Genomic DNA, 21,206 nt, shown 5'->3' on the forward strand with positions numbered 1-21,206 from the left:
CGCGCGTCGTCACCGGCACGCGCCGGTTCGGCGGGGCCGGTCTCGTTCGACAGGTTCAAAGAAGCTGTGCCTCCTCGAGGTCGCTGCGCAGCAGCGCTACCTCCTCGTTCGTGGCCGCCGTCTGCGGCAGTCGTACTGTTCTTGTGGGCAGTACTCCCATGAGTTCCAGAGCGGCCTTGGCCATCACCGCGCCCTGGGCGCGGGTCATGACACCGCGGACCGCGGGCAGCACCTCGGAGTTGATCCGTCGCGCGGTGACCAGGTCACCTGCGTCGACGGCGCCGACCAGCCGCCGGTACTGCGCGGCCGCGACATGGCCGACGACACTGATCATGCCGGAGGCGCCGATGCTGAGCCAGGGCAGGTTGAGCTGATCGGAGCCCGAGTAGATCTCCAGGTCGGTCTGCTCCAGCAGCCAGGCCCCGGCGTAAAGGTCGTCCTTGGCATCCTTGACCGCGGTGATCCGCGGGTGCTCGGCCAGCCGGAGCAACGTCTCGGCCTGGATCGGTATGCCCGAGCGGCCGGGGATGTCGTAGAGCATGACCGGCAGGCCGGTGGCGTCGGCGACCGCGGTGAAGTGGGCGAGGAGGCCGGCCTGCGAGGGCTTGGAGTAGTAGGGCGTGACCGCGAGCAGCCCGCGCGCCCCGGCCTTGGCGGCCTGGCGGCTGAGCTCCAGGGTGTGGGCCGTGTCGTTGGTGCCGATGCCCGCGATGACCACCGCGCGCTCACCGGCCGCCTCCACGACGGCCCGCAGCAGCTGTTCCTTCTCGGCGTCGGACGTGGTCGGCGACTCACCGGTGGTGCCGGAGACGACCAGCGCGTCGCACCCCGCGTCGACCAGGTGCACCGCCAGCTTCTGGGCGGTGGCCAGATCGAGCTCCCCGGCCTCCGTGAAGGGCGTGACCATGGCGACGCCGACGGAACCGAAGGAACGGGTGACGGGTTCCACGGACATGAGGGCCACGGTACCGGGCCGGGAGCGGTGCGCGGCGACGCGTGGTGCTGCGGGGCGGGCCGGCCAGTGAGTGCTGACCCTATTCGCTCGGGGGTTCGAACAGGGTCAGCACTCGCTGGGACTCATCGGTCTGGCATCCGGCGATGTTACGAAAAGGATTCGGAAGTGGTTCAGGTCACACGACGGTATTCTCGGATGCGGTAGCGGGTGCCGGTATGGGACTCCACCCACTCCGGGGCCTCTTCGGTGGTCCACTCCGGCGGGACGAGGGGTGCGTAGGTGTCACCGGCGACCTCGAGATCGATCTCGGTGACGACCAGCCGGTGCGCGAGCGGCAGGAACTCGGCGTAGACAGCCCCTCCGCCGATCACCCAGACCTCCGGGGTGTCTGCCGCGTGCAGCGCCTGCTGCGGGGTGTGCGCCACGACCGCGCCCTCGGCGGACCAGTTCTGGTCGCGGGTGAGGACAACGTTGCGGCGGTCGGGCAGGGGGCGGAACCGCTCGGGCAGCGAGTCCCAGGTGGCGCGGCCCATCAGCACGGTGTTGCCCCTGGTCAGGCGGCGGAAGTTGGCCTGGTCCTCGGGCACGTGCCAGGGAATGTCACCGGCCCGGCCGATCACCCGTCCGGCGGCCTGGGCCCAGATCAGGGCGATCGTCATCGGGGCCGCACCTGCACGCCGGCGTCGGTGACCACGAACTGCACCGCATCGAGATTTTGGACGATTGCGTCGGCCGGGAGCTGATCGGCGGCATGGGTGGTGGTCACGGCCAGGCACGCCGCGCCGGCGGCGCGGCCGGAGGCCAGACCGGCCGGAGCGTCTTCCACGACCAGGCAGTCACTCGCGTCGAACCCGAGTTTCTCGGCGGCCAGCCGGTAGGGCGCCGGGTCCGGCTTGCCCACCGCCACCATGTCGGCGGTGACCAGCACCGAGGGCGCCACCAGGCCGGTGACCGCGATCCGGGCCCGGGCCAGGGGGCCGACGCAGGAGGTGGCGATGGCCGAGCGGCCGCTGGGCGCCAGGGCGGCCAGGGCCTCGGCCGCGCCGGGCAGGACGACGACGCCCTCGGTGTCCTCGGTCTCGATCTCCTCGATCCGCCGGGTGCCGGCCGCCCACTGGTCCTCGGGCAGGAACTCGGGCACGATCTGCGCGGCAGGGACACCGTGCCACGTGCCGAAACTGGTCATGGGGACGCCGAACTCGGCCGCCCAGCGCAGCCAGGACCGCTCCACCGCGGGGGTGGAGTCGATCAGGGTGCCGTCCATGTCGAACAGGACGGCGGCGAAGGTGCGCCCGGCGAGGGAGCCCAGGAGATCGTTGTCGGCCACGCTCCTCAGCCTAGGTCCTCGGTCCTGTCCCGGCCCCCGGCCCCGGGTGCTCCCTCGGCCGTATCGGTGCGCTTTCGGGGGCGGGTGGAATGATGCCCACATGGCATCGAACGTCCTGGTCCGGCCCGCCCGCGCCAGTGATCCCGCGGTGATCGGCGCGATCCAGTCCCGGGCCTGGGGCACGGCCTACGCGCAGCTGCTCCCGGCCGAGGCGCTGGCCGTGCTCACCCCGGCCGAACTCACCCCGGTCTGGCGCGAGGCGGTGCTGCGCCCACCCAGCGCCAAGCACGGGGTCTTCGTGGCCGTGACGGACGACCTGGTGGTCGGTTTCGCCTCGGTGGCGCCGAGCGACGACAAGGACGCAGACGCGTCGACCGGCACGCTGGGCGTGCTCGCGGTCGATCCGGGGCACCAGCGGGCCGGGCACGGTTCGCGGCTGCTCTCGGCGGTGGTCGATCACCTGCGCCGGCACGACTTCGGCGCGATGACGGTCTGGGTTCCGGAGGCGGACCAGCCGCGTGTCTCGTTCTTCACCTCGGCGGGCATGGTGGCCGACGGAGCCCGCCGCTCGTTCGCCGGCGCGGGTGGGCAGACCGTGGTGGAGGCCCGCTACGGGGCCGAGATCGGGGCGCCCGCGGGTGGCTGAGACGGGCACCGTGGCGGCGAAGGGCACCCGGCTCACCGGGATCGACGTGGCCCGGTCGTTCGCCCTTTTCGGCATGATGGCCACGCACATCCTCTCCGGCCCGGGGTCGGACGAGGGCCTGATGGGTGCGGTCCACGAGGTGGCCGGAGGGCGGGCCGCGGCACTCTTCGCGGTGCTGGCGGGGGTCGGGCTGGCGCTGGCCTCGGGCGGCGACGACCCCACGCCCGAGAAGGTCTCCCGCACCCGGCGGACCACTCTGGTGCGTTCGGTCGCCCTGGTCGTACTGGGCCTGACGCTGGGCCTGGCCGAGACGCCGGTGGCGATCATCCTGGCCTACTACGGCCTGCTCTTCCTGGTCGCGGTGCCGGTGCTGGTCCTGCGGGCGCGCTGGCTGGCCGGCGCGGCCGTGGCCTGCGCCCTGGTCACCCCGGCGCTCAGCTACTGGCTGCGCGGCGAGCAGGAACTGGAAGAGGCTTCCGGCCCCAACCTGGAATGGTCGTCCCTGGCCGAGTTCGGTTCGGTGCTGCGGCATCTGCTGCTCACCGGGTACTACCCGGTGCTGACCTGGACCACCTATCTGTTCGCGGGCCTGGCCGTCGGCCGACTGGCGCTGCGCAGCCGCCCGGTCGCGGCCGCCGTGGCCGGGGCCGGTGCCCTGCTCGCGGCGAGCGCCTGGGCCGTCTCGGCCGTGGCCGTCCGTCTGGCCGGGGGTTTCTCCACCCTGATCACCAACGACCTGTCCACCCGCTACTCGGTCGACGGGGTCTCCCCCAACGACGGCTTCTACGGCACCACCCCGATCAGCGATCCGTGGTGGCTGGTGGTCCGGGTGGCGCACAGCGGCTCGATCACCGATCTGGTGCACACCACCGGCACGTCGCTGCTCGTGCTCGGGCTCACCCTGCTGGCCGTCCAGGCCCTCTCCGGCGCCGGGCGAGCGGCCCGGGTGCTGCTAACCATGCTGGCCGCAGCGGGCTCGATGACGCTGACCCTGTACTGCCTGCACGTGCTCGCGGTCGGGCTGAACGCCAGCGGCGGGTCGTTGGTGGACGCATGGCCCTTCCTGGCGCTGAACGTGGCCGGCGCGATCGTCATAGCGTTGCTGTGGGGAGCGCCAGGGCGGCGCGGCCCGGTGGAGGACGCGATCGCCACGGTGGCCGGGGTGGCGGCGCGCCGCTGACCGGCGGCGCCCAATGCGGGCGAAGATCGGTGCAACGTCGGCGGCAGGCTCGTCGTCTGTCTACCGCAAGATCCCCCGTGCCCGGGGGACGCGTGTGCTCAGCCGGCCGCTCAGCCGAGCGGCGGGCCGGAGACACCGAGGAGCCAAGGAGGCATGGTGGGCCTGTTCGACAAGATCCGCGGCGAGCTGATCGACATCATCGAGTGGCTGGACGACAGCCGCGACACGATGGTCTACCGATTCCCGCGGTACCAGAACGAGATCAAGATGGGCGCCAAGCTCGTGGTGCGGGAGTCGCAGACCGCGGTCTTCGTCAACGAGGGCACCATCGCCGACGTGTTCGGTCCCGGCACCCACACCCTGCAGACGCAGAACATGCCGATCCTGTCCACGCTCAAGGGCTGGAAGTACGGGTTCGACTCGCCGTTCAAGGCCGAGGTCTACTTCGTCAGCACCCGTCAGTTCACCGATCTGAAGTGGGGCACGCAGAACCCGATCATGCTGCGCGACGCCGACTTCGGGATGGTCCGGGTGCGGGCGTTCGGCGCCTTCTCGGCCCGGGTCTCCGACCCGGCCCGGTTCCTGAAGGAGCTGGTCGGCACCGACGGCCTGTTCAAGACCGACGAGGTCAAGGAGTTCCTGCGCCAGCTGATCGTCGGCCGGCTCACCGGCGCCCTGGCGCACGCCCAGGTGGCGGTGCTCGACCTGGCCCTGCACCAGGAGGAGATCGCCGCCCGGCTGGCCGGCACCCTCACCGAGGAACTGGCACCGAACGGCATCGCGGTGCCGAAGTTCATCATCGAGAACGTCTCGCTGCCGCCCGAGGTCGAGCAGGCGATGGACAAGCGCACCCAGATGGGGGTGCTCGGCGACCTGAACAAGTACACCCAGTTCCAGACCGCCAACGCGATCGAGAACGCCTCGAACAACCCGGGCGGCGCCGGTGACGCGCTCGGCCTCGGTCTGGGCGTCGGGCTCGGCCAGCAGGCCGCCGCGGCGATGACCCAGAAGCCCACGCCGCCTCCGGCTCCCCAGGCCCCGGCCGGCCCGCCGCCGCTACCGAACCCGGCCCAGTGGTACATCGCGGTCAACGGCCAGCAGCTCGGCCCGCTGGACGAGGCCGGCCTGCAGAACAACGTCTCCGGGGGCCAGCTGTCCGGCAGCACCCTGGTCTGGCGGGCGGGGATGAACGAGTGGACCGCGGCCTCCGCCGTGCCGGAGGTGGCCCGGTTGCTCAACCAGGGTCCGCCGCCGCTGCCGCCTTCGCTGCCCCAGAGCTGAACCCCCACCCCAACTTCCGGTAGAGCAGGTCAGGGATGACGGACGAGAGCGTCCAGAGCACGACGCCGCAGGAAGGCGCCCAGTACACCCAGCAGCAGTACCCGTGTGTCTCCTGCGGCGCCCGGCTCACCTTCGCCCCCGGCACCACCGCCCTGAAGTGCCCCTACTGCGGGGCCGAGCAGCAGGTGGCCCGCGACCCCGACCGTGAGGTGAACGAGCACTCGTACCAGCAGTGGCTGGCCGGGGCCCAGGACAAGCCGGTGGTGCAGCTGGCTCCGCACACGGTCACCTGCACCGGGTGCGGGGCCCGCACCGAGACCGACCACATCTCGGACCTGTGCCCGTTCTGCGGCGCCGCCGTGGTGGTCGAGCAAGACGCCGACCTGGTGATCGTGCCGGAGGGGGTGCTGCCCTTCGGGATCACCGCGTCCAAGGCCATGGACCTGTTCCAGAGCTGGGTGAAGAGCCGCTGGTTCGCCCCCAACTCGCTGAAAACCCTGGCTGCCCGGGAGGCCCTGGAGGGCACCTACCTGCCGTACTGGACGTACGACAGCGACACCCACACCAGTTACTGGGGTCAGCGGGGCGACTACTACTACGAGACCGAGACGTACAAGGACGCCGAGGGCGAGGAGCAGACCCGTGAGGTCCGGCGGATCCGCTGGACCTCGGTGAGTGGCCAGGTGCAGCGCGGTTTCGACGACGTGCTGGTCTCGGCGGTGAAGCGGCTGCCGGTCGAGAAGGTGAACAAGCTCGAGCCCTGGGACCTGCCCGCGGCGGTGCCGTACCAGCCGGAGTACCTGGCCGGCTACCAGACGCTGCGCTACGAGGTGGAGCCGCCCGAGGGCCTGGAACGGTTCCAGGACATCGCGCAGAACCAGATCGAGCGGGACTGCCGCGACGACATCGGCGGCGACCAGCAGCGGGTCAGCTCGATGGACACCCACTGGGGGTCGGTGACCTTCAAGCTGCTCCTGCTGCCGGTCTGGCTGGCCGCCTACCGTTTCGACAACCAGGTCTGGCGGGTGATGATCAACGCCCGCACCGGTGAGGTGATCGGCGACCGGCCCTACAGCTGGGTCAAGATCGCCGCCGCGGTGGTCGCCGGCCTGCTGCTGGCCGCCGCCATCGCCCTGCTCGTGATGGCGGTACGCGGCCGATAGCTCCTACAGGTAGTGCTCCAGGCCCTGCACCAGCCCGGGACGCCCGGCGACCTGGCGCACGGCCAGGAGCACGCCCGGCATGAAGGAGATGCGGTCGAAGCTGTCGTGCCGGATGGTCAGCTGCTCCCCCGGCCCGCCCAGCAGCACCTCTTCGTGGGCGACCAGGCCCCGCAGGCGCACCGAGTGCACGCGCACACCCTCGACGTCGGCGCCGCGGGCCCCGTCCAGCGCGGAGGTGGTGGCGTCGGGCGAGGGCGCCACCCCGGCCTCGCGGCGCGCGGCCGCGATCTGCTGGGCGGTGTGCCGGGCCGTGCCCGAGGGGGCGTCGGCCTTGTTCGGGTGGTGCAGCTCCACCACCTCGACCGACTCGAAGTGCTTGGCGGCCTCGGCGGCGAAACGCATCAGCAGCACCGCACCGAGGGCGAAGTTGGGGGCCAGCAGCACGCCGACCTCGGGGGCCTCCGCCAGCGCCGCCCGCACCTTGGCCAGACCCGCCTCGGTCCAGCCGGTGGTGCCGACCACCGCGTGCACGCCCTGCTCGACGCAGGTGGCGACGATGTCGTCCACCCCTTCGGGCCCGGTCATCACGACCGCGACCTGTGCGCCCTTCAGGCCGGCGAGGAGGTCGTCGCCGGAGCCGATCCGCGCGCTGAGCGTCAGATCGGCGGCGGCCTCCACCGCTTCGCAGGTGGTTCTGCCCATCCGACCGGCCGCGCCGATCACTGCTACCGCTGTCACGCAGGCGAAGGTACCAGCGATGGATCCGCCGACCGGCCGGTCGGCGGATCCATCGCGTTCCCGTCACCTCGGGCCAGCCGTCACTGCGGCGCCTGAGTCGCGTACGGACCCGTGTCCGGCCTCGCAAGGATGGCCAGCACGTCGGCCTCGGACGCGCCCAGCAACGGACCCAGTCCGCGGAAGGTCATGACGCCCGCCTCCCAGTCGATCCGCCACAGTTGGCTCTTGTCCGTGGCGTCGCAGGGCTTCAGAGGTACGGTGCCCTCGCGGGGCACGTCCGAGGACACACAGTTGCCGGCCGCCCCCGGTGAGATCATCCGGATCTGGTACTCCGCCCGGTCCGGGTCCGGCTGCGGGAAACCCCACAGGTCGTTCATCGGCAGGACCCCGAGGTCGGCCTCACTGAGATTGCCCGAGTCCTCGATCAGCTTCACGTTCTCCACGTTGCCGACGGTCCCCGGGACGAGCTGGATCTGCACGCCGTAGGGCAGATCCGATGCGGCCGGCTGGATGGCCACCGCGTCCGGACCCTGCACGGCCCGCAGCCCGAACAGGCCCCCGGCGGCGAGCAGGACGACCGCCAGCGCGCCCACACCGGACCGGACCACCCGACGGCGCGTACCCCGCCTGCGCACGCCCTCGGGTGGAGGCACCGGAACCTCCCTTCCCGCCGCAGCCACCAGATCGTGCAGACGCTGGTCAAGACCGGCCACCGCCCATCACCCCCTCCTCGCTCAGGTTCTCGCCGAGTTGCTCCCCCAGGGCCTGACGGCCTCTGACCAGCCACGACTTGACCGTGCCCTCGGGCGCCCCGAGCTCCTTGGCGATCACGCTCACCGGAGCATCGGCGAAGTAGTGCAGCACCAGCGCCCGCCGCTGCCCGTCCGGCAACGTGCGCAGGGCCTGGACCAGGGCGACGTGATCAGGCCCGAGCCCGGAAGGGTCCGAGGCCGGCTGTGACGAGCTCCGGCGGTGGGCCCGGAGCCGGTTCCCGTTCTTGCGCCACGTGCTGATCTCCACCCGCACCGCGACCGTTCGCACCCAGGCCTCCGGCGAATCACTGCGGCGCACAGCGCCCCAGCGTTGCCAGGCCCGGGTGAACGCCTCGGCGGCCGCATCCTCGGCGGCGGCCAGATCGCCGTTCATCGCGTAGAGCTGGCCCAGGATCCGCCGGTAGGAAACGGCGTAGAACTCATCGAACTCCTGACTCCTCGACACGACACCCCCCTTCCTGCATTCCCTCCATCACACGCAGAAGACGCCTGGACTGCGGGACAGGATGCGAGCGGCCGCGATTTTCTTCGCGGCCGCTCGGTCGGTGGGTGTCAGGAGAGCGCCGGGTCCACCTTGGCCGTCTCGATCTCGCGGCTGGTGTCTTTCAGCGCCACGCCGGAACGCCCGAGCTGACGGGCGCCGGCGATCAGGCCACTGACCACGCGGGCGGCGGCCGCGTACGGAAGGCCGCCGGGGGCATGGATGTTCGACACGCAGTTACGGTCCGAGTCGGCGAGGCCGGGGCGGGGGCGATGGGTGAGGTAGATGCCCAGGCTGTCGGCCACGGAGAGACCAGGGCGTTCGCCGATCAGGACCAGCACCGTCTGCACGCCGAGCGCCGCACCGATGTGGTCGCCCAGTCCTACCCGGGCCTGAGTGGCGATCACCGGTGGGGCCAGGGTGAGGGTGGGTGGGAGGACTTCGACCAGGGCCGCGAGCAAGGCCGGGCCGTGGGTCTGGAGGGCTCGGGCGGAAAGACCGTCGGCCAGCACGAATCCGACGTCGGCCGCGGCGGCGGGGACGCCGGAGAGGTCGGCCGGGAGCCGCCCCAGGTCTGGGCGGCGCAGGTACTCGGCGCGATCAGCGGCCTGGCTGGTCACGACCACCGCGGGGCCCAGGCGGGAATGCGGTTCCTCCGCGGAAGAACCGCCCACCCCGGCGTCGGCCAGTGCTTCCAGCAGAGCATCCACGTCGAGCGGATCGTGCACCGCGTCCCGGGCGATCGCATGAGCCAGGCGGAATTCCAGCACCCGCGACGTCGGCATCCCGTCGCCCACCCGCCCCAGCCCGATCCGGGCCTGGGTGGTGGCCCGCAATTCGTCCCAGAAGTCCGTCACGAAGCCACTCCCGTCAGGGCCAGGGCACGCAACGCCGAGGCCGAAGCGTCTACGGGCAGCACCCGTCCCCCGTCGGCCAGCATTCCCAGCTGGTCCAGCCAGGCCTCGAACTCCGGGGCCGGCCTCAGCCCGAGCGCCTGCCGCACGTACAACGCGTCGTGGAAGGACGTGCTCTGGTACCCCAGCATCACGTCGTCAGCCCCCGGCACCGCGATCACGAACGAGCAACCGGCCACGCCCAGCAGCGTCAGCAGGTTGTCCATGTCGTCCTGATCGGCCTCCGCGTGGTTGGTGTAGCAGACGTCCACGCCCATCGGGAGGCCGAGCAGCTTGCCGCAGAAGTGGTCCTCCAGCCCGGCGCGCACGATCTGCTTACCGTCGTAGAGGTATTCCGGCCCGATGAACCCGACCACGGTGTTCACCAGCAAAGGCTTGTACTCGCGGCAGACCGCGTAGGCGCGGGCCTCGAGCGTCTGCTGGTCGACCGGACGCCCTCCCACCCCACGATGAGCGTCGGCGGAGAGCGCCGAACCCTGCCCGGTCTCCATGTACATCACGTTCTGCCCGACCGTGCCCCGGTTGAGCGACAGCCCGGCCTCGTACCCCTCGCGCAACATCGAAAGCGTCACCCCGAAGCCCTGATTCGCTGCCTCGGTGCCGGCGACCGACTGGAACACCAGGTCCACCGGAACACCGGCCTCGATCAACCCGATGGTGGTGGTGACGTGGGTAAGCACGCACGACTGGGTAGGGATGTCGTAGGTGGAGCGGACCTCGTCGAGCAGATGCAGCAGATCGGCACAGGTCTGCGGTGAATCGCCGGCCGGGTTCACGCCGATCACCGCGTCCCCGCAACCCAGCAACAGACCATCGAGAGTGGCCGCAGCAATGCCGCGTAGATCGTCCGTAGGGTGGTTGGGTTGCAGTCGCGTCGCGAGCCGCCCCGGCAGGCCGACGGTGGAGCGGAAGGCCGACGTGACCCGGGTGGCGCGGGCCACCGCAATCAGATCCTGGTTGCGCATGAGTTTGCTTACCGCGGCGACCATTTCCGGCGTCAACCCAGGAGCCAGCGCCGTAAGCACGGAGCCGGCATCGGGGCGAGGTGCCAGATCCAGCAGCCAGTCACGGAACGCGCCTACGGTCAGCGAGGACACCGGCGCAAAGGCCTCGCGGTCATGGGTGTCGAGGATGAGCCGCGTGACCTCGTCGGTCTCGTAGGGCACCAGCGGTTCTTCGAGGAACTGCGACAAGGGGACGTCGGCGAGCGTCAGTTGGGCAGCAACCCGCTCGGCGTCGCTCTGTGCTGCGCACCCGGCGAGTTCGTCTCCGGAACGGGCCGGCGTGGCCTTGGCCATCAGATCGACCAGCCCGTCGAACTGGTGTGTCGTACCCCGGCTGGTCTGTGCGTACCTACTCATGGGCTTACCTCCCCGGCCCAAAATAAAGGACGCCTGTTACCGCGAAGGCGGTTACAGGCGTCCTTTGTTTCGAACGAGGTTTTCAGGCGATCCGGAAGGTGCGCTCGGGATCGAACGGCCCGACCACGGCCAGAGACAACGGACGGGAGGCCAGATCCTCGGCCAGCGACCGGATGTCTTCCGCGGTGACCTCACGGATGCGCCCCAGAGCCCGGTCGAGGCCCAGGTATTCACCGTGCACCAGCTCGGCCTTGCCCAGACGGGACATCCGCGAACCGGTGTCCTCCAGACCCAGCACCAGACCGCCGGCCAGCTGACCGTGGGCCCGGAGCAGCTCCTCTTCCGGCACCGGTTCTGTCGCCAGACGGCGCAGTTCGGCCACCATCAGGGCGATCACCTCGTCCACCCGGGACGGGGTGCAGCCCGCGTAGAGACCGAAGTAGCCGGAGTCGGAGTAGCCCGAGGCGAACGAGTAGACCGCGTAGGCCAGGCCCCGCTGTTCGCGGATCTCCTGGAACAGACGGCTGCTCATCCCGCCCCCGAGCACGGCGTTGAGCACCGACATCGCGTAGCGACGGCGGTCGGTGGCCACCAGGGAGGTGGTGCCGACGACCACGTTCGCCTGCTCGGTGGCCCGGTTCACCACGATCGAACGATGCGGCAGCCCGTCCTCGGCGAGGCCGGCCTGCTCCGGTTCCGGATGGGCCACGTCGCGCCGCGCGTAGGGACGGTGCCCCTCGTCGAGGTGCCAGCCCGAGCGCGCCAGGCTGGCCGCGACCAGCTCGCACACCCGGTCGTGGTCCACTCCCCCGGCCACCGTGACCACCAGGCCGGGCGCCTTGTAGTGCTCGGCGTAGTGGTCGGCGATGTTGTCCCGGCCGACGGCCCGGATGGTCTCCGGGGTGCCGCCGATCGGACGGCCCAGCGGGTGCTGCCCGAGAACCAGTTCGGAGAACCGCTCGTGCACCACGTCGGCCGGGTCGTCGTCGTTCATCGCGAGCTCTTCGAGGATGACCCCGCGCTCGTTCTCCACGTCACCGGCGTCCAGCCGGGCGCCGGTGACCATGTCGCAGAGCACGTCCACGGCCATCGGCAGGTCCTCGTCCAGCACCCGGGCGTAGTAGCAGGTGTGCTCCTTGCCGGTGACGGCGTTGGACTCACCGCCGACCCGGTCGAACGCGGTGGCGATGTCCATCGCGCTGCGCCGGGACGTGCCCTTGAACAGCAGGTGCTCGAGGAAGTGGGTGGAGCCGTGGTGACCGGTGGTCTCGTCACGGGAGCCCACGCCGACCCAGAAACCGATGGTGGCCGAGCGCAGTCCGGGCATCGCCTCGGACAGCACCCGGACCCCGCCGGGGAGGACGGTGCGGCGCACGAGGGCACCGCTCTCCTCCCCGGCGACGGTCTGCGTCGAGCCGGAACTCCCGGAGGCGACCAGCGGCAGCGGGACCGCCGTCACCGGCCGGTCCTCACCGGGGTGAGAGGCACTCTCAGGCCTCCGCCGTCTCGGACTTGGCCTCGGTCTCCTCTTCCAGGACCGGAGCCAGCGAGAGCTTGCCACGCGGGTCGATCTCGGCGATCTCGACCTGGACCTTCTGGCCGATGCTGAGCACGTCCTCGACGTTCTCCACCCGCTTGCCGCCGACCATCCGGCGGATCTGCGAGATGTGCAGCAGGCCGTCCTTGCCCGGCACCAGCGAGACGAACGCACCGAAGGTCGTCGTCTTCACGACGGTACCCAGGTAGCGCTCCCCGACCTCGGGCATGGTCGGGTTGGCGATCGCGTTGATCGCCGTCCGGGCAGCCTCGGCCGAGGGGCCGTCGACCGCACCGATGTACACCGTGCCGTCGTCCTCGATCGAGATGTCGGCGCCGGTGTCGTCCTGGATCTGGTTGATCATCTTGCCCTTGGGGCCGATGACCTCGCCGATCTTGTCGACCGGGACCTTCACGCTGATCACGCGCGGGGCCAGCGGGGACATCTCGTCCGGGCGGTCGATCGCCTCGCTCATCACGTCGAGGATGTGCAGCCGGGCCTCGCGGGCCTGGGTCAGCGCGGCGGCCAGCACGGAGGCCGGGATGCCGTCGAGCTTGGTGTCGAGCTGGATCGCGGTGACGAACTCCGAGGTACCGGCGACCTTGAAGTCCATGTCACCGAACGCGTCCTCGGCGCCCAGGATGTCGGTCAGCGCCGCGTACTCGGTCTTGCCGTCGACGGTGTCGCTGACCAGGCCCATCGCGATACCGGCGACCGGGGCGCGCAGCGGCACACCGGCGTTCAGCAGGGCCAGGGTGGAGGCGCAGACCGAGCCCATCGAGGTGGACCCGTTGGAGCCGAGGGCCTCGGAGACCTGACGGATCGCGTAGGGGAACTCCTCCCGGCTGGGCAGCACGGGCACGAGCGCGCGCTCGGCCAGGGCGCCGTGACCGATCTCGCGGCGCTTCGGCGAGCCGACGCGGCCGGTCTCACCGGTGCTGTAGGGCGGGAAGTTGTAGTTGTGCATGTAGCGCTTGCGGGTCACCGGGGAGAGGGTGTCCAGCTGCTGCTCCATGCGCAGCATGTTCAGCGTGGTGACGCCCAGGATCTGGGTCTCGCCGCGCTCGAACAGGGCCGAGCCGTGCACCCGGGGCAGGACCTCGACCTCGGCGCCGAGCTGGCGGATGTCGGCCAGGCCACGGCCGTCGATGCGGACCTTGTCCTTCAGGATGCGCTGGCGGACCAGCTTCTTGTTCACCGAGCGGAAGGCCGCGGAGACCTCCTTCTCGCGACCCTCGAACTCGGCCGCCAGCTTGGCCTTGACCGCGTCCTTGATCTCGTCGAGGCGACCCTCGCGCTCCTGCTTGCCGGCGATCGTCAGGGCCTGGGCCACGTCGTCGGCGACGGCGCTCTCGACCGCGCTGAACACGTCGTCCTGGTAGTCCAGGAACAGCGGGAACTCGCTGGTCGGCTTGGCCGCGGTGGCGGCCACCTCGGCCTGCGCCCGGCACAGCTCGGCGATGAACGGCTTCGCGGCCTCCAGACCGGCGGCCACGACCTCCTCGGTCGGCGCGCCGACGCCCTGGTCCTTGATCAGGGTCCAGGAGCCCTCGGTGGCCTCGGCCTCGACCATCATGATGGCGACGTCGTCCGAGCCGTCCTCGGCCTTCACCACGCGACCGGCCACGACCATGTCGAACACGGCCCGCTCGATCTCGGAGTGCCGCGGGAAACCGACCCACTGGCCGTCGATCAGGGCGATCCGGATGCCACCGATCGGGCCGGAGAACGGCAGGCCGGACAGCTGCGTGGACAGCGACGCGGCGTTGATCGAGACCACGTCGTACGGGTCCTCGGGGTTCAGGGCCAGGACGGTGATGACCACCTGGACCTCGTTGCGCAGGCCCTTGACGAAGGTCGGGCGCAGCGGGCGGTCGATCAGCCGGCAGGCCAGGATCGCCTCGGTGCTGGGCCGGCCCTCACGCCGGAAGAACGAGCCGGGGATCTTCCCGGCCGCGTACATCCGCTCCTCGACGTCGATCGTCAGGGGGAAGAAGTCGAACTGGTCCTTCGGCGTCTTGCCGACCGAGGTGGCCGACAGGAGCATCGTGTCGTTGTCCAGGTAGACGGCGACGGAACCGGCGGCCTGCCGGGCCAGCCGGCCGGTCTCGAACCGGACGGTGCGCTGGCCGAACGAGCCGTTGTCGATGACGGCCTCGGCCGCGGTGATCTCGGGACCCTCCAAGGGTCACTCTCCTGTTCCTCCGCGATGGCCTGGCCATCCGCGGTGTCGGGCAGGAGTGGTGCGCCGAGCCGTGGTCTGTCGTTCCGGTCTTCGATCGAGGCCCACGCGAGGCACCCGCCGCAGGCGGCGGTGCAGGTCGCGGAGGCCACTACCGAGGACCGGTTAACCGGGTCTCGCCGACCCCTCCTGATTGCTTTTCGTCTTTGGTGCTGGATGGTGCTCGGTGGTGCCGGTGGGTGCTCGATGGTGCTGTGGCCCACCGATGACCCGATGATCGGGCATCGATGGGCCAGCGTCACGACCTGACACACCGAAGAGGCCGTGCCCGGATGATCCGGTCACGGCCTCGGGGGTACTAGCGGCGCAGTCCGAGTCGCTCGATCAGCGACCGGTAGCGGGTGATGTCCTTCTTCTGCACGTACTGCAGGAGACGGCGGCGCTGGCCGACCAGCAGCAGCAGGCCACGCCGGCTGTGGTGGTCGTGCTTGTGCTCCTTCAGGTGCTCGGTCAGGTCCTTGATGCGCTGGGTGAGCATCGCGATCTGGACCTCGGGGGAACCGGTGTCACCCTCGCCAGTCGCGTACTCCGCCATGATCTTCTTCTTGGTCTCGGCGTCGAGCGGCACTCGATCTCCTCCTGAAGTTCGCTGCGCGGCGCCCCGGGGCACATCCACCCGGGCACTCTGGATCCGCGGCCGATCTAACGGCAGCGACCACCGTAACAGTGCGGGTGCCCCTCCTCCCAATCAGGCGCGGGAGTTCACGCCCAGCACCGCGCGGCACCGGGCCACGTCGTCGTTCATCTGCTCCACCAGGGCCTCGATCCCCTCGAAGCGCAGGGTGGGCCGCAGCCGCTCGACGAACTCCACCGCGATCCGCTCGCCGTACAGGTCGAGGTCGGTGCGGTCGAGCACGTAGGCCTCGACCCGGCGCTCCTCACCGTCGAACGTGGGGTTGGTGCCCACCGAGATGGCCGCGGGCAGCCGCTCACCGGTGTCGTGCTCGGGATCGGCGGCCGGCTCACCGCCCTTACCCGGGCGCACCAGCCAGCCCGCGTAGACGCCGTCCGAGGGCACCGCGCCGATCGCGTCGGTGGTCAGGTTCGCCGTGGGGAAGCCCAGCTCCCGCCCCCGGTGGTCGCCGTGCACCACCACGCCGGTGACCCGGTGCGGGCGGCCCAGCACCTCGGTGGCGGCGCGCACGTCGCCCCCGGCGATCAGCTCCCGGGCGAGGGTGGACGACCAGCGCCGGGAGGCGTCCGCCCCCTTCAGGTCGGCCACCTCCTCGACGGTGAAGCCCATCTCGGTGCCGAACTCGCGCAGCGTGCCGATGTCGCCGGCGTTGCGGCGGCCGAACCGGGTGTCCGAGCCGACCACCACCAGCCCGGCGTGCAGCGCGTCGACCAGGACGTCCTGCACGAACCGGCGCGGGCTCCACTGGGCCAGCTCGTGGGTGAACGGCAGCATCAGGACCGCGTCCAGGCCGGTGTAGCCCAGCAGCTCCAGCCGGTGCGCGGGGGTGGACAGCGGCTGCGGGGCGCGCTCGGGGTGCAGGACCGCCAGCGGGTGCGGGGCGAAGGTGATCGCCACCGACCGCAGGCCACCGTCGGCCGCGGCCCGCACGGTGCGGCCCAGGACGGCCAGGTGCCCGCGGTGCACCCCGTCGAAGTTGCCGATGGTCACCGCCGAGGGCCCGAATCCGGCCGGAACCTCGCCGAGACTCCGCCACACGTGCGTTGGGCTCTGCTTCACGGGGCAACTCTGCCAGGTGGCCACTTCAGTTCCACGTTCGGTGCTCCGATGTGGTGAAATCGCTCGGTCGTCGTGAGAGCAACGTAACAATCTCCCGGGCGGCAGCGATGGTTTGCAGCGATCCTTGGTCAAGTTCAGTTCATCAAGTCCACGAGGGACCCCAACCATGAACAGTCAGCATGTCGCCGGCCGGGCTCCGATGCCCGCCCAACGAGGTATCGAGAGCTTCCTGCACAGCAGCGGCGGAGGCTTCTGCACGGTCTGCGGCACGGTCTGGCCGTGCAGCCAGGCGGTCGCCCCCACCTCCGAGGCGAAGACGCTGGCCGGCACCTCCAGCTGACCGGTCCGGTGCGCCGCCCGCCCGGGCGGCGCACCGAGCTCAACCCGTAAGCACGACCAGGGGCCGGGCGGTGAGCCCGGCGTCGGCGATCAGGGCCACCAGGGAACCGTCCGGCGCGAAGGCGGCGACCGGGCCGGGGCCGAGCTCGCTGGCCTCCAGGCGCTGGCCGTGGGCCAGCTTGCGGGCCTCCTCGTCGGTGAGCTCCCGCGCGGTGAACGCCGCCCGCGCCGCGTCGGCGATGGGCAGCAGCGCGAACGACTCCTCCAGCGACGGCAGCGTGTGCGCGCCGTCGAGGTGGTAGGGCCCGACCCGGGTGCGCCGTAGCGCGGTCAGGTGCCCGGCGCTGCCCAGGGAGGCGCCCAGGTCGCGGGCCAGGGCCCGGATGTAGGTGCCGGACGAGCAGACCACGTCGACGTCCACGTCGAGCACCGGAACGCCCTCGTGCTGCCCCGGCCGGACGGCCCGGACATGCAGGGCCGAGACGGTCACCGGACGCGGCTCGAGCTGCACTTCTTCGCCCTCGCGCACCCGGGCGTAGGCCCGCTTGCCGTCCTTCTTGATCGCGCTGACCGAGCTGGGTATCTGCTGGATGTTGCCGCGCAGGAACTCCGCCGCCGCGTCGACCTCGGCCAGGCCCAGTTCGGCCTGCCCGGGGGTGAGCGAGACCGTGCCCTCGGCGTCGTCGGTGATCGTGCCGACGCCCAGGCGCATCGTGGCCGAGTAGGCCTTGTCCGCACCGACCAGGTAGGTCAGCAGCCGGGTGGCCCGCTCCACGCCGATCACCAGCACGCCGGTGGCCATCGGGTCGAGGGTGCCGGCGTGACCGACCCGCCGGGTCCCGGCCAGCCGGCGGATCCGGCTGACCACGTCGTGCGACGTCATCCCGGCGGGCTTGTCCACGATCACCAGGCCGCTGGGGCCCGGTTCACGGGACTTCACGCGTCGTCGTCCTCGTCCTCGTCGTCATCGGCCACCGAGGGCTTCTTGTAGGGGTCGGCCTCACCCGCGTACTTCGCCCCGTTGGCCAGTGCGGCCACCTCGGCGTCGCGCTCGTTGGCCACCTTGATCAGGTCGGCCATCGCCGCGGCGTTCTCCGGCAGGGCGTCGGCGATGAACTCCAGGGTCGGCGTGAGCCGGATCCCGGTGCGCTTGCCCACCTCGGAGCGCAGCACGCCCTTGGCGCTCTCCAGGGCGGCGGCCGTGGAGGCCCGCTCCTCGTCGTCGCCGTAGACCGTGTAGAACACGGTGGCGTGCTGCAGGTCGCCGGTCACCCGGGCGTCGGTGACCGTGACGAAGCCGAGCCGCGGGTCCTTGATCCGCTTCTCCAGGGCCTCGGCCACCACCTCGCGCACCCGGTCAGCCAGCTTGCGTGCCCGTGCCGTGTCGCTCATCGTCTGTCCTGCTCTTCACTTCACTCACCCCGGACCAGGCGGGGTTACTCGTCGTCGTCGCTCCACACCCTGATCCGGGCGGAGAGCAGGTGCAGCTCCGGACGCGCGGCGACCAGCCGCTCGCAGGACTGCAGGACCTCACGGCACTGGGTGGCGTCGGAGGAGACCAGGGCCACGCCGATCTCGGCGCGGCGGTGGAGGTTCGCGTCACCGGTCTCGGCCGCGTGCACCTCGAACTTACGGCGCAGCTCGGCCACCACCGGCCGGATCGCCGACCGTTTCTCCTTGAGCGAGTGGACGTCACCCAGCAGCAGGTCCAGGGTCAGCGACCCTACGTACACAGAACCTCCCGTACGGGGCGGGCGGCGGGCCCGAAGGCCCACCCCCCGTCGTCGAACCTGATCAGGCCCGCGCCTTCTCGCGCATCTCGTAGGTCTGAATGACGTCCTCGTTCTGGATGTCGTTGAACGACCCCAGCCCGATACCACATTCGAAACCTTCGCGGACCTCGGTCGCGTCGTCCTTGAACCGCTTGAGCGACTCGATCGTGAGGCCCTCGGCGACCATCCGGTCACCGCGGAACACCCGGGCCTTGCTGTTGCGCCGGATCTCCCCGGAGCGGACGATGCAACCCGCGATGTTGCCGAAGCGGCTGGAGCGGAAGATCTCGCGGATCTCCGCCCGGCCCAGCTCGGCCTCCTCGTACTCCGGCTTCAGCAGACCCTTCAGGGACGCCTCGACCTCTTCGATCGCCTGGTAGATGACCGAGTAGAAGCGCAGGTCCACGCCCTCACGGTCGGCGTACTCGGCGTTCTGGCCCTCGGACTTCACGTTGAAGCCGATGATGATGGCGTTGGAGGCCACCGCCAGGTTGATGTTGTTCTTGGTGATCGCACCGACACCGCGGTCGATGATCCGCAGCTCGACCTCTTCGCCGACGTCGATCTGGAGCAGCGCGTCCTCCAGGGCCTCGACCGAACCCGCGCCGTCACCCTTGAGGATGAGGTTGAGGGTCTCGACCTTGCCCTGCTCGAGGGCCTTGGTGAAGTCCTCGAGGCTGATCCGCTTGCGGGACTTGGCCAGGGCCGCGTTCCGCTCGATCGCCTCACGCTTCTCGGCGATCTGACGCGCGGTGCGGTCGTCGGGCGCCACCAGGAAGGTGTCACCGGCGCCGGGCACCGAGGTCAGGCCGAGCACCATCACCGGACGGGACGGGGTGGCCACCTCGACGGCCTCACCGTGCTCGTCGATCATGGCGCGGACGCGGCCGTGACCGGTGCCGGCCACGATCGAGTCACCCACGTGCAGCGAGCCGGACTGGACCAGCACGGTCGCCACCGGGCCGCGACCACGGTCGAGGTTGCCCTCGATCGCCACGCCGCGGGCGTCCTTGTCCGGGTTGGCCCGCAGGTCGAGGGCCGCGTCGGCGGTCAGCAGGACGGCCTGGAGCAGGCCGTCGATGTTGAGCCGCTGCTTGGCCGAGACCTCGACGAACATCGTGTCACCGCCGTACTCCTCGGCGACCAGGTTGTACTCGGTCAGCTGCTGCCGGATCTTGTCCGGGTTCGCGCCTTCCTTGTCGACCTTGTTGATCGCCACCACGATCGGCACGTCCGCCGCCTGGGCGTGGTTGAGCGCCTCGATAGTCTGCGGCATCACGCCGTCGTCGGCCGCGACCACCAGCACCGCGATGTCGGTGACCTTCGCACCACGGGCACGCATGGCGGTGAACGCCTCGTGACCCGGGGTGTCGATGAAGGTGATCGCGCGGTCCACGTCCTCGTGCATGGTGTGGATCTGGTAGGCACCGATGTGCTGGGTGATGCCACCGGCCTCGCCGGCCACCACGTCGGTCTGCCGGATCGCGTCCAGCAGCTTCGTCTTACCGTGGTCGACGTGACCCATCACGGTCACCACCGGCGGCCGCGCCACGAGGAACTCCTCGTCGGCCTCGGCCTCGCCCTCGATGTCGATCGAGAACGTGCCCAGCAGCTCGCGGTCCTCGTCCTCGGGGGAGACGACCTGGATGACGTAGCCCAGTTCCTCACCGAGGACGTCGAACGTCTCCTCGTTCAGCGACTGGGTCGCCGTGGCCATCTCACCGAGGTGGAACAGCACGGTGACCAGGCTGGCCGGGTTCGCGTTGATCTTGTCCGCGAAGTCGGTCAGCGAGGAGCCGCGACGCAGCCGGATGACGGTGGTGCCGTCACCGCGGGGAACCGTGACGCCACCGGGTGCCGGTGCCGCCATGCTCTCGAACTCTTGACGCCGCTGACGCTTCGACTTCCGGCCCCGGACCGGGCGACCACCGGCGCGACCGAACGCGCCCTGCGTGCCACCACGGCCACCACGACCGCCACCACCGGGACGACCGGCGAAGCCGCCGCCACCGCCACCGGGACCACCGGGACCGCCACCACCGGGACGACCGGCGAAGCCACCACGGCCTCCGCCGCCACCACCGGGGCCACCACGACCGGGACCACCGGGACGGCCACCGCCACCACCGCCGCCGGGACGGCCGACGCTGGTACGGCCGGGCATCATGCCCGGGTTGGGCCGGTTCGGCATGTTGCCCGGGCTGGGCCGCGGACCGCCGGGACGGGGTGCCGGACGGTCACCGGCATCGCTGCCACGGGCCGCCACGTCACCGGGACGACCGGCGCCGCCACCCTCGGGGCGCGGGCCGCGCTGCGGGCGCGGCATGCCCTGGGCCGAGGCGAACGGGTTGTTGCCCGGACGCGGCGGGCCACCGTCGCGGCCGCCACCCGGACGGGGCATGCCCTGGGAGGAGGCGAAGGGGTTGTTGCCCGGGCGCGGGGCACCCGGACGCGGGCCCGGACGGGCGTCGCCGCCCGGACGGGGACCACGCTCACCACGGTCGGGACGCTCGCCCCGCTCGGGACGGTCACCGCGCGGGCCGGGGCCCGGACGGAAGTCGCCACCGGGACGGGGGCCACGGTCGCCACCCGGACGGGCGTCGCCACCCGGACGGGGACCACGCTCGCCACCCGGACGGGCGTCGCCACCCGGACGGGGACCACGCTCGGGCGCCGGGGCACTCGCCGCGGCGGCCGGACGCTCGGCCGGGCCGGGACGACCCGGCGTGGGACGCGGGCCCGGGGTGGGCGCGCCGGGACGGGCAGCCGGACCCGGGGTGGGCCGGGCTGCGGGGGTGCTCTGC

The 21,206-nt window shown here is 71.1% G+C and carries 21 protein-coding genes; 5 read left to right on the forward strand and 16 right to left on the reverse strand.

Annotated elements, in window-relative coordinates; genetic code table 11:
• Positions 1-55 precede the first annotated feature (55 nt).
• From dapA to LWF15_RS32750, 3 genes are all read right to left on the reverse strand, one after another.
• Positions 56-955: a 4-hydroxy-tetrahydrodipicolinate synthase gene (gene dapA / locus LWF15_RS32740; RefSeq protein WP_232814868.1), complete on the reverse strand. Its 900-nt coding sequence runs from the start codon at positions 953-955 to the stop codon at positions 56-58.
• Positions 956-1,125: 170 nt separating this feature from the next.
• On the reverse strand, positions 1,126-1,614 hold the full coding sequence (locus LWF15_RS32745; RefSeq protein ID WP_232814869.1) for a dihydrofolate reductase: 489 nt from the start codon (positions 1,612-1,614) through the stop codon (positions 1,126-1,128).
• Positions 1,611-2,282: an HAD-IA family hydrolase gene (locus LWF15_RS32750; protein WP_232814870.1), complete on the reverse strand. Its 672-nt coding sequence runs from the start codon at positions 2,280-2,282 to the stop codon at positions 1,611-1,613. Before LWF15_RS32750 ends, LWF15_RS32745 begins: the two co-directional genes overlap by 4 nt.
• Before the next feature lie 100 nt (positions 2,283-2,382).
• On the opposite strand from LWF15_RS32750, the gene LWF15_RS32755 reads away from it, so the two are divergent.
• The 4 genes from LWF15_RS32755 to LWF15_RS32770 all read left to right on the forward strand — a co-directional run bounded on the left by LWF15_RS32755 (position 2,383) and on the right by LWF15_RS32770 (position 6,552).
• Positions 2,383-2,928 (forward strand): GNAT family N-acetyltransferase, encoded by a 546-nt coding sequence (locus LWF15_RS32755; protein WP_232814871.1) that lies wholly within the window; start codon positions 2,383-2,385, stop codon positions 2,926-2,928.
• Positions 2,921-4,108: a heparan-alpha-glucosaminide N-acetyltransferase domain-containing protein gene (locus tag LWF15_RS32760; protein WP_232814872.1), complete on the forward strand. Its 1,188-nt coding sequence runs from the start codon at positions 2,921-2,923 to the stop codon at positions 4,106-4,108. The genes LWF15_RS32755 and LWF15_RS32760 overlap by 8 nt, the downstream gene beginning before the upstream one ends.
• A gap of 156 nt (positions 4,109-4,264) precedes the next feature.
• Positions 4,265-5,389 (forward strand): SPFH domain-containing protein, encoded by a 1,125-nt coding sequence (locus tag LWF15_RS32765; protein ID WP_232814873.1) that lies wholly within the window; start codon positions 4,265-4,267, stop codon positions 5,387-5,389.
• A 35-nt stretch (positions 5,390-5,424) separates the two neighbouring features.
• Positions 5,425-6,552 carry a hypothetical protein gene (locus LWF15_RS32770; RefSeq protein ID WP_232814874.1) on the forward strand — a complete coding sequence of 376 codons (1,128 nt, stop codon included), beginning with the start codon at positions 5,425-5,427 and terminating at the stop codon, positions 6,550-6,552.
• Positions 6,553-6,555: 3 nt separating this feature from the next.
• Here LWF15_RS32770 and dapB read toward each other — a convergent pair whose 3' ends face one another.
• The 9 genes from dapB to LWF15_RS32815 form a co-directional block, all read right to left on the reverse strand.
• On the reverse strand, positions 6,556-7,290 hold the full coding sequence (dapB, locus tag LWF15_RS32775) for a 4-hydroxy-tetrahydrodipicolinate reductase (protein ID WP_232814875.1): 735 nt from the start codon (positions 7,288-7,290) through the stop codon (positions 6,556-6,558).
• An 80-nt stretch (positions 7,291-7,370) separates the two neighbouring features.
• Positions 7,371-7,943, reverse strand: coding sequence for a hypothetical protein (locus tag LWF15_RS32780; RefSeq protein ID WP_232814876.1), 573 nt, complete (start codon positions 7,941-7,943; stop codon positions 7,371-7,373).
• Positions 7,944-7,989: 46 nt separating this feature from the next.
• A complete protein-coding gene (locus LWF15_RS32785; RefSeq protein ID WP_232814877.1) occupies positions 7,990-8,508 on the reverse strand; it encodes a SigE family RNA polymerase sigma factor in 519 nt (172 codons plus the stop codon).
• Positions 8,509-8,615: 107 nt separating this feature from the next.
• Positions 8,616-9,401: an ethanolamine ammonia-lyase subunit EutC gene (gene eutC, locus LWF15_RS32790; protein ID WP_232814878.1), complete on the reverse strand. Its 786-nt coding sequence runs from the start codon at positions 9,399-9,401 to the stop codon at positions 8,616-8,618.
• Positions 9,398-10,819 (reverse strand): ethanolamine ammonia-lyase subunit EutB, encoded by a 1,422-nt coding sequence (locus LWF15_RS32795; RefSeq protein ID WP_232814879.1) that lies wholly within the window; start codon positions 10,817-10,819, stop codon positions 9,398-9,400. The genes eutC and LWF15_RS32795 overlap by 4 nt, the downstream gene beginning before the upstream one ends.
• An 82-nt stretch (positions 10,820-10,901) precedes the next feature.
• A complete protein-coding gene (locus LWF15_RS32800; protein WP_232814880.1) occupies positions 10,902-12,278 on the reverse strand; it encodes a M16 family metallopeptidase in 1,377 nt (458 codons plus the stop codon).
• 31 nt (positions 12,279-12,309) lie between these two features.
• Complete coding sequence (locus LWF15_RS32805) at positions 12,310-14,541, reverse strand: polyribonucleotide nucleotidyltransferase (protein ID WP_232814881.1); 2,232 nt, start codon at positions 14,539-14,541, stop codon at positions 12,310-12,312.
• Between the two features lie 355 nt (positions 14,542-14,896).
• On the reverse strand, positions 14,897-15,166 hold the full coding sequence (gene rpsO, locus LWF15_RS32810; RefSeq protein WP_232814882.1) for a 30S ribosomal protein S15: 270 nt from the start codon (positions 15,164-15,166) through the stop codon (positions 14,897-14,899).
• Between the two features lie 120 nt (positions 15,167-15,286).
• Positions 15,287-16,291: a bifunctional riboflavin kinase/FAD synthetase gene (locus LWF15_RS32815; RefSeq protein WP_232814883.1), complete on the reverse strand. Its 1,005-nt coding sequence runs from the start codon at positions 16,289-16,291 to the stop codon at positions 15,287-15,289.
• A 166-nt stretch (positions 16,292-16,457) separates the two neighbouring features.
• Here LWF15_RS32815 and LWF15_RS32820 point away from each other — a divergent pair, with 166 nt between their 5' ends.
• The gene (locus tag LWF15_RS32820) at positions 16,458-16,631 is read left to right on the forward strand and encodes a hypothetical protein (protein WP_232814884.1); all 174 of its coding nucleotides are present in this window, start codon (positions 16,458-16,460) and stop codon (positions 16,629-16,631) included.
• 39 nt (positions 16,632-16,670) lie between these two features.
• On the opposite strand, the gene truB is transcribed toward LWF15_RS32820, so the two are convergent.
• The 4 genes from truB to infB all read right to left on the reverse strand — a co-directional run.
• Complete coding sequence (truB, locus tag LWF15_RS32825; RefSeq protein WP_232814885.1) at positions 16,671-17,570, reverse strand: tRNA pseudouridine(55) synthase TruB; 900 nt, start codon at positions 17,568-17,570, stop codon at positions 16,671-16,673.
• Entirely contained in the window at positions 17,567-18,022 is a 456-nt protein-coding gene (gene rbfA / locus LWF15_RS32830) for a 30S ribosome-binding factor RbfA (RefSeq protein ID WP_232814886.1), read from the reverse strand. The genes truB and rbfA overlap by 4 nt, the downstream gene beginning before the upstream one ends.
• A gap of 44 nt (positions 18,023-18,066) precedes the next feature.
• Complete coding sequence (locus LWF15_RS32835; protein WP_232814887.1) at positions 18,067-18,363, reverse strand: DUF503 domain-containing protein; 297 nt, start codon at positions 18,361-18,363, stop codon at positions 18,067-18,069.
• Between the two features lie 61 nt (positions 18,364-18,424).
• Positions 18,425-21,206, reverse strand: a 2,782-nt coding sequence (gene infB / locus LWF15_RS32840; RefSeq protein WP_408624509.1) for a translation initiation factor IF-2, incomplete at its 5' end; no start/stop codon positions are given.

The sequence above is a fragment of the Kineosporia rhizophila genome (genome assembly GCF_021277265.1).
GTDB classification, from domain to species: Bacteria; Actinomycetota; Actinomycetes; order Actinomycetales; family Kineosporiaceae; genus Kineosporia; species Kineosporia rhizophila.

Bases quoted from the DNA above. Each gene is read 5' to 3' on its own strand.
- LWF15_RS32755 (WP_232814871.1), top strand. From the start codon at position 2,383: ATGGCATCGAACGTCCTGGTCCGGCCCGCCCGCGCCAGTGATCCCGCG.
- LWF15_RS32795 (WP_232814879.1), bottom strand. From the start codon at position 10,819: ATGAGTAGGTACGCACAGACCAGCCGGGGTACGACACACCAGTTCGAC.
- LWF15_RS32770 (WP_232814874.1), top strand. From the start codon at position 5,425: ATGACGGACGAGAGCGTCCAGAGCACGACGCCGCAGGAAGGCGCCCAG.
- dapA (WP_232814868.1), bottom strand. From the start codon at position 955: ATGTCCGTGGAACCCGTCACCCGTTCCTTCGGTTCCGTCGGCGTCGCC.
- LWF15_RS32745 (WP_232814869.1), bottom strand. From the start codon at position 1,614: ATGACGATCGCCCTGATCTGGGCCCAGGCCGCCGGACGGGTGATCGGC.
- LWF15_RS32820 (WP_232814884.1), top strand. From the start codon at position 16,458: ATGAACAGTCAGCATGTCGCCGGCCGGGCTCCGATGCCCGCCCAACGA.
- rbfA (WP_232814886.1), bottom strand. From the start codon at position 18,022: ATGAGCGACACGGCACGGGCACGCAAGCTGGCTGACCGGGTGCGCGAG.